The sequence below is a fragment of the Methylobacterium indicum genome (assembly GCF_001043895.1).
GTDB lineage: Bacteria > Pseudomonadota > Alphaproteobacteria > Rhizobiales > Beijerinckiaceae > Methylobacterium > Methylobacterium indicum.
In genome coordinates this window covers 1-5,902 of the sequence record NZ_JTHF01000220.1, presented here as the reverse complement: position 1 = coordinate 5,902, position 5,902 = coordinate 1, and the positions used below count along the sequence as shown (strand labels likewise).

Annotated in this window: 4 protein-coding genes; 2 read left to right on the top strand and 2 right to left on the bottom strand. The window is 70.6% G+C overall.

Going from position 1 to position 5,902, the window contains the following annotated elements; genetic code table 11:
- Both QR78_RS23945 and QR78_RS23940 read left to right on the top strand, forming a co-directional pair.
- The coding region (locus QR78_RS23945) for an aminopeptidase family protein P (protein WP_048430104.1) at positions 1-1,319 on the top strand (1,319 nt) is incomplete at its 5' end.
- 172 nt (positions 1,320-1,491) lie between these two features.
- Positions 1,492-2,001, top strand: coding sequence for an SgcJ/EcaC family oxidoreductase (locus tag QR78_RS23940; RefSeq protein ID WP_048430103.1), 510 nt, complete (start codon positions 1,492-1,494; stop codon positions 1,999-2,001).
- A gap of 13 nt (positions 2,002-2,014) precedes the next feature.
- Here QR78_RS23940 and QR78_RS23935 read toward each other — a convergent pair whose 3' ends face one another.
- Together QR78_RS23935 and QR78_RS23930 are read right to left on the bottom strand one after the other, a co-directional pair.
- The gene (locus QR78_RS23935) at positions 2,015-5,152 is read right to left on the bottom strand and encodes an efflux RND transporter permease subunit (RefSeq protein ID WP_048430102.1); all 3,138 of its coding nucleotides are present in this window, start codon (positions 5,150-5,152) and stop codon (positions 2,015-2,017) included.
- A 4-nt stretch (positions 5,153-5,156) separates the two neighbouring features.
- Positions 5,157-5,902: efflux RND transporter periplasmic adaptor subunit (locus tag QR78_RS23930; RefSeq protein WP_048430101.1), on the bottom strand; the 746-nt coding region annotated here is incomplete at its 5' end.

Here is a 5,902-nt window from a genome sequence, read left to right as displayed (position 1 = left end):
AGCTTGGCCGAGGCCGCCTCGCCGGCGAGGCGGCCTCGGCCAAGCTCGACCGCGTGCGCGCCGCCCTCGACAAGGCGCGGCTCGACGCGCTCGTCGTGTCGGACCCGCACAACCTCGCCTGGGCGTTCAACCTGCGCGGCGGCGACGTCTCCCACACCCCCCTGCCGCTGGGCTACGCGGTGATCCCGCGGGACGGCCTGCCGCGCCTCTTCCTCGACGCCCGCAAGGTCACGGCCGAGGCGCTCGCCGCCCTCGACGGCCTCGCCGAGCGCCACGACCCGGAAGTGCTGACCGAGGCGCTCGATGCCCTCGGCGCGGGCAAGGCCCGGGTGCGCCTCGACGCGGCGACCGGCGCCGTGGCCCTGCGCCGGCGGATCGAGGCGGCGGGCGGCAGCGTCGATGTCGGGCCCGACCCGATCACCGCCATGAAGGCGGCGAAGAACGCCGCCGAGATCGCCGGCACCCGCGCCGCCCACCGGCGCGACGGGGCGGCGGTGACCCGCTTCCTCGCCTGGCTCGCCCGCGAGGCGCCGGGGGGCGGCATCTCGGAGATCGACGCGGTGGTGCGGCTCGAGGCCTTCCGGGCCGAGACCGGCCTGTTGCGGGAGATCGCCTTCCCGACGATCTCGGGCTCGGGCCCGAACGGCGCCATCGTGCATTACCGGGTCTCGCGCGGCACCGACCGCCGGGTGCAGCCCGGCGAGCTGTTCCTGATCGATTCCGGCGCGCAATACGCCGACGGCACCACAGACATCACCCGCACGGTGGCGGTCGGCACCCCGAGCCCGGAGATGCGCGACCGCTTCACCCGGGTGCTCAAGGGCCACATCGCCATCGCGACCGCGATGTTTCCCCGCGGCACGACCGGGGCGCAGATCGACGCCTTCGCCCGCCGGCCGCTCTGGGAGGCCGGCCTCGACTTCGATCACGGCACCGGCCACGGCGTCGGCGCCTTCCTGTCGGTGCACGAGGGGCCGCAGCGCATCGCCAAGACCGGCACGGTGGCGCTCCAGCCCGGCATGATCGTCTCGAACGAGCCCGGCTACTACAAGGTGCAGGCCTTCGGCATCCGGCTCGAGAACCTCGTGCTGGTCGAGGAGACGAGCCTGCCGGGCGCCGAGCGGCCGATGCTCGGCTTCGAGACCCTGACGCTGGCACCGTTCGACCGCGCCCTGGTGGCGCCGGAGCTGCTCACCCCGGCGGAGACGGCGTGGCTCGACGCCTATCACGCCCGGGTGCGCGAAGCCCTCGACGACCTCGTCGACCCGGAGACCCGGGCGTGGCTGGCGGAGGCGACGCGCCCGCTCGCCGCGGCCTGATTCCGCGGTGGCGCAAGCCTCTAACCGTTAGAAGAGGGGCGTCCTGCCCCTCGGTCATCCGAACTACCTCGGAAGATTTCGGAGTCCTCGCGAAACCGCGTGGATTTAACGTCGATTGCGCGCGACGGCCGCCGTACCGTTCCCCTGCTTCACGAAGGCAGGGGACGATCGGATGACGACGAGGATGATGGCGGCCGCCCTGGCGGTCGGGGCGGCGCTGGCCGGCACCGTGCCGGCCCGGGCCGAGGCGATGGATTGCGCCGCGGTGAGCGAGCGCCAGATCGAGGGCCTGTTCGACCGCTGGAACGCGTCGCTTGCGACCCTCGACCCGGCGAAGGTCACGGCGAACTACGCCCCCGACGCCGTGCTGCTGCCGACGGTCTCGAACACGCCGCGCACCGACCGGGCGATGATCCAGGACTATTTCGTGCACTTCCTGGAGAAGCACCCGCAGGGCGTCATCAACACCCACACGATCCGCATCGGCTGCAACCTGGCGACCGATGTCGGCACCTATACCTTCCTGGTCGACGGCAAGAAGCCGGGCGAGTCCGTCGTGGTGCCGGCCCGCTACAGCTTCGTCTACGTCCTCAAGGACGGCGAGTGGCTGATCGCGCACCATCATTCCTCGGCGATGCCCGAGCCGGTCATCGCCGTCACGGCCGCCGCCAAGGAGCATTGAGGCCGGCCCCGGCTCACTCCGCCGGCAGCCGGCCCTCCGCGTCGTCGGGCCGGGCCGCCGGCCGGCGGCCGCGACGCAGCGCCAGGACCGTCCGGGTCACGCCCGTCCCGAGACGGTCCATGTAGAGGTAGAGCACCGGCGTGATGAACAGGGTGAGGAGCTGCGACACCAGCAGCCCGCCCACCACCGCGACGCCCAGCGGCTGGCGCAACTCGGCGCTGGCCCCGTGCCCGATGGCGATCGGCAGGGTGCCCATCACGGCCGCGGCCGTCGTCATCATGATCGGGCGGAAGCGTAAGGAGCAGGCCTCGCGGATCGCCGCCGCCGGGCTCCAGCCCTGCTCGCGCTGGAGCACCAGGGCGACGTCGATCATCATGATGGCGTTCTTCTTCACGATGCCGATCAGCATCAGCACGCCGATGATCGCGATCACCGAGAGGTCCATCCCGTAGAGCTGGAGGGCCCCCAGCGCCCCGATCGCCGCCGCCGGCAGGCCGGTGAGGATGGTGAGCGGGTGGATGAAGCTCTCGTAGAGGATGCCGAGCACGAGGTAGATGGTGATGACCGCTGCCGCCAAGAGCAGGCCCTGGTTCGCCAGCGCGTCCTGGAACACCTGGGCGGTGCCGGCGAAGGTCGTCGTGATGGTGCCCGGCACCCCGAGCGACTCCTTGATCTCGGCGATGCGGTTCACCGCCTGGCCGAGCGCCACGCCGGGGGCGAGGTCGAACGAGATCGTCACCGCCGGCAGGAGGCCGAGCTGGTTGATCGAGAGCGGTCCCGGGACGCGGGTGACGCCGGCCACCGCCGAGAGCGGCACCAGCTTGCCGCTCGACGAGCGCAGGCGGATCTCGTCGAGCCGGTCGGCGGTCCAGTTCAGGCGCGGGTCGAACTCGGTGATGACCTGGTAGCTGTCGGCGGTGCCGTAGATCGTCGAGACCTGGCGGGTGCCGAAGCCCGTGTAGAGGGTCTGACGGATCTGGTCGGAGGTGATGCCGAGCGCCTGCGCCTTGTCGGTATCGACCGTCACCTTGGCCTGGAGCGCGGCATTCTGGAGATCGCTGGTGACGCCCGTGAAGGTGGCGCGGTCCTTCGCCAGGGCCTCGGTCAGCCGTTCGGACCAGCGCTCGAGTCCCGGCCGGTCGAGGCCCTGCACGACGTACTGGTACTGGCTCTTCGACTGGCGCCCGCCAAGCCGCAGGTTCTGCACCGGCGTGATGAACGAGGTCAGGCCCGGGACCGTGGCAAGGTCCCGGCGCAATTCCGTGATGGTCCTGGACAGCGGCGGACGCTGGTCGCGGTCCTTCAGTTCGACGAAGAACGAGCCCTGGTTGAGGGTGCCGGAAAAGCCGTTCGAGCCCGCCCGGCTCACCACATGGGCCACCGCCGGATGGCGGGCGAGGATCACCTCGGCCTCGTGCTGGAGCGCGCTCATCGCGTCGAAGGACACGTCCTGGCCGGCTTCCGTGGCGATCTGGAGCTGGCCGATATCCTCGGAGGGGAAGAACCCCTTGGGGATGACGACGAACATCCAGGCGGTGAGCGCCACGGAGGCGAAGAACACCATCAGCACCGCGAAGGGCCAGCGCAGACAGAGATCGACGCCGCGCTCGTAAAGTCCCTGCATCCGGGCGAAGCCGCGCTCGAACAGGTTCTTCTTCTGCCCGTGCCCGGCGGCGTCGGCCGGCAGGCGGGCGGCGAGCATCGGGGTCAGCGTCAGCGAGATCACCGCCGAGGCGACGATGGCGATCGTCACCACGATGGCGAATTCGTTGAAGATGCGCCCGACGACGCCGCCCATCAGCAGGACGGGGATGAACACCGCGACGAGCGAGATGGTGATCGACAGGATGGTGAAGCCGATCTCGCCCGCGCCTTTGAGCGCCGCCTCGAACGGCTTCATCCCCTCCTCGACGTGCCGGACGATGTTTTCCAGCATCACGATCGCGTCGTCGACGACGAGGCCGACCGCCAGGGTGAGGCCGAGCAGCGAGATGTTGTCGATCGAGTAGCCGAGCACGTACATCGCCCCGAAGGTAGCGATGATCGAGATCGGCACCGCCACCGAGGGAATCAGCGTCGCGGCGAGCCGCCCGAGGAACAAGTAGATCACCGCGACGACGAGCACGATGGTCAGCACCAGCGTGAACTGCACGTCGTGCACCGCCTCGCGGATCGAGAGCGAGCGGTCGTTGACGACGTCGATGGTGCCGCTCGCCCCCAATTGCTCCTGGAACTTCGGCAGCATGGCGCGCACGCGATCCACCACGTCGACCGTGTTGGCGTCGGGCTGGCGCTGGACGGCGAGCACCAGGCCGCGGGTGCCGTCCTTCCACGAGGCAATGCGGTTGTTCTCGACCGAATCGATCACCCGGGCGACCTCGCCGAGGCGCACCGGCCGGCCATTGCGCACCGCCACGATCACATCGCGAAAACCGTCGGCGTTCATCAATTGGGTGTTGGTCTGGATGGTGAGGTTCTGCCCCCTCCCCTCCACCACGCCGACCGGGGTCGAGGTGTTGGCGTTCTGGATCGCCGCCTGCACCTCGTCGACGCCGATGCCGCGGGCGGCGAGCACGTTGGGATCGAGCTGGATCCGCACCGCGAATTTCTGGCTGCCATAGACCAGCACCTGGCCGACGCCGGTGATGGTGGACAGGGACGGCGAGATCACCGTCTGGGCGAAGGCGTCGAGCGTCGGCAGCGGCGTGGTCTCGCTCGACAGGGCCAGCAGGATCACCGGTGCGTCGGCGGGGTTGAGCTTGCGGAAGCTCGGCGGGATGGTCAGCTCGACCGGCAGCCGGCGCAGGGTCCGGGTGATCGCCGCCTGCACGTCGGCGGCGGCCTGGTCGATGTTGCGCGACAGCTCGAACTCGACGGTGATCGAGGTAAAGCCCTGGTAGTTCGTCGCCGAGATCGTGGCGATCGAGGGTATGGTGGAGAATTCCTTGATCAGCGGCGTCGCCACCGAGGCCGCCATCGATTCCGGCGAGGCGCCGGGGAGCTGCGCGGTGACCGAGATGGTCGGGAAATCCACGGTCGGCAGGGCCGCCACCGGCAGGAAGCGGTAGGCGAACAGCCCCGACAGCGTCAGCGCGATCGACAGCAGGATCGTGGCGACGGGCCGGCGGATGAACGGGGCCGAGAGGTTCATCGGTTCACTCGATCCGCGTGGGCGCGCCGGCTGCGGCCTGCGCTTCGGTCGCGTCCTGCGGCCGCTCGGTGACGGGAAGGCCCTGGCGGACCCGGAACTGGCCCTCGACCACCACCCGTTCGCCGGGGCGCAGGCCCAGGCTCACGGCGGCCTTGCCGTCGCGGGAGGTGATCACCTCGACGGTCCGGCGCTCGGCATGGCGGTCGGGCCGCACCACCCAGACGAAGCTGCCCTCCTGCCCCGGCTGCACCGCCGCCTGCGGCACCGTCACGGTGCCGGGTCGCGAGCCGAGATCGACCTCGATCCGGACGTACTGGCCGGGCCAGAGCCGGTCGTCCTCGTTGGGAAACAGCGCCCAGGCGGTGACGGTGCCCGATGCCTGGTCGACGCTCGAATCGACGAAGGAGAGCCGGCCTACCGCCAGCACCGCCTCGCTGCCGCTGGAAAAGACCCGGACCGGCGCGGTGCCGGGCCGCATCAGCGCCGCCCGCAAGCCGTCGAGGTCGCGCTCGGGGAGCGAGAAGGTGGCGCGGAGCGGCCGCATCTGCGTGATGGTGACGAGCCCGGTCCCGGCGGATTCGTTGCCCTTGACGAGGTTGCCGGTGGTGACCAGCACCCGGCCGAGGCGGCCGGCGATCGGCGCGCGCACGATGGTGTAGTCGAGCCGGACCTTGTCGGCCTCGATCGCGGCCTGGGACGCCGCGACGTTCGCCGCCGCGACCTTGGCCTCGGCGGAGGCGATGTCGAACT